This is a genomic window from Streptomyces sp. NPDC058650 (assembly GCF_042717315.1).
Lineage (GTDB): Bacteria > Actinomycetota > Actinomycetes > Streptomycetales > Streptomycetaceae > Streptomyces.
Genome location: NZ_JBHXRL010000049.1, coordinates 1 through 1,758 on the forward strand (window position 1 = coordinate 1; position 1,758 = coordinate 1,758).

At 56.0% G+C, this 1,758-nt stretch carries 2 rRNA genes; both read left to right on the forward strand.

Going from position 1 to position 1,758, the window contains the following annotated elements:
* Nucleotides 1–909: ribosomal RNA gene (locus ACFWWU_RS37125) — 16S ribosomal RNA — on the forward strand; the annotation flags it as partial.
* A 467-nt stretch (nt 910–1,376) separates the two neighbouring features.
* Nucleotides 1,377–1,758 (forward strand): 23S ribosomal RNA (locus ACFWWU_RS37130); the annotation flags it as partial.

Here is a 1,758-nt window from a genome sequence, read left to right on the forward strand (position 1 = left end):
GGGTACGGGCAGACTGGAGTGCGGTAGGGGAGATTGGAATTCCTGGTGTAGCGGTGGAATGCGCAGATATCAGGAGGAACACCGATGGCGAAGGCAGATCTCTGGGCCGTAACTGACGCTGAGGAGCGAAAGCGTGGGGAGCGAACAGGATTAGATACCCTGGTAGTCCACGCCGTAAACGTTGGGCGCTAGATGTGGGGACCATTCCACGGTTTCCGTGTCGTAGCTAACGCATTAAGCGCCCCGCCTGGGGAGTACGGCCGCAAGGCTAAAACTCAAAGGAATTGACGGGGGCCCGCACAAGCGGCGGAGCATGCGGATTAATTCGATGCAACGCGAAGAACCTTACCAAGGCTTGACATATACGAGAACGCCGCAGAAATGTGGAACTCTTTGGACACTCGTATACAGGTGGTGCATGGTTGTCGTCAGCTCGTGTCGTGAGATGTTGGGTTAAGTCCCGCAACGAGCGCAACCCTCGTCGTATGTTGCCAGCACGTAATGGTGGGAACTCATATGAGACTGCCGGGGTCAACTCGGAGGAAGGTGGGGATGACGTCAAATCATCATGCCCCTTATGTCTTGGGCTTCACGCATGCTACAATGGCCGGTACAAAGGGCTGCGATGTCGTAAGGCGGAGCGAATCCCAAAAAGCCGGTCTCAGTTCGGATTGAGGTCTGCAACTCGACCTCATGAAGTCGGAGTCGCTAGTAATCGCAGATCAGCAACGCTGCGGTGAATACGTTCCCGGGCCTTGTACACACCGCCCGTCAAGTCATGAAAGTCGGTAACACCCGAAGCCGGTGGCCTAACCCTTGTGGAGGGAGCCGTCGAAGGTGGGATCGGTGATTAGGACTAAGTCGTAACAAGGTAGCCGTACCGGAAGGTGCGGCTGGATCACCTCCTTTCTAAGGAGCACTGGCCACTTTGGTGGTCCAGGCATGCCAGATCAGACCGAACGTGTCTGCTGGCAGCTCATGGGTGGAACATTGACATAGGTGCTCGTCTGAATGGTTCAGACCTAGTACGCCGTTTCCTTTGGGGAGTGGTTGGAACGGTGGGGGCCGGCCGGTCGGGTACGTGCACGCTGTTGGGTCCTGAGGGGCCGGACAACTTCCCGCGCTTTGGCGTGGGGGTGATGGTTTCTTGCAGGCCTTCACATTGCCGATGGTTTTGATTCGGTGGGTGTGGGGGTTCTGGCCGTCTGTTGAGAACTACATAGTGGACGCGAGCATCTTAGAAACGGGACTTCGGTCCTGTTTCACAAAAGGTGAATCGCCAAGGGGTCGCCTTCGGGCGTCCTTGTTGGCGTATTCACTGGTCAATTTCGCAGCATCGCCTTCGGGTGGTGTTGCACGATTCGATCTCATGTGATTTTCAAGTTTTTAAGAGCAAACGGTGGATGCCTTGGCATCTGGAGCCGAAGAAGGACGTCGTAATCTGCGATAAGCCTCGGGGAGCTGATAAACGAGCTTTGATCCGAGGATTTCCGAATGGGGAAACCCCGCCAGGCCCTTTGGGTGACCTGGTGACTCCCGCCTGAATATATAGGGCGGGTAGAGGGAACGTGGGGAAGTGAAACATCTCAGTACCCACAGGAAGAGAAAACAACCGTGATTCCGTAAGTAGTGGCGAGCGAACGCGGAAGAGGCTAAACCGAGCCATGTGTGATACCCGGCAGGGGTTGCATGGTCGGGGTTGTGGGACCTTTCGGACTGTACTGCCGTGCAGTCACGGTGACGCGTCAGGTATAGACG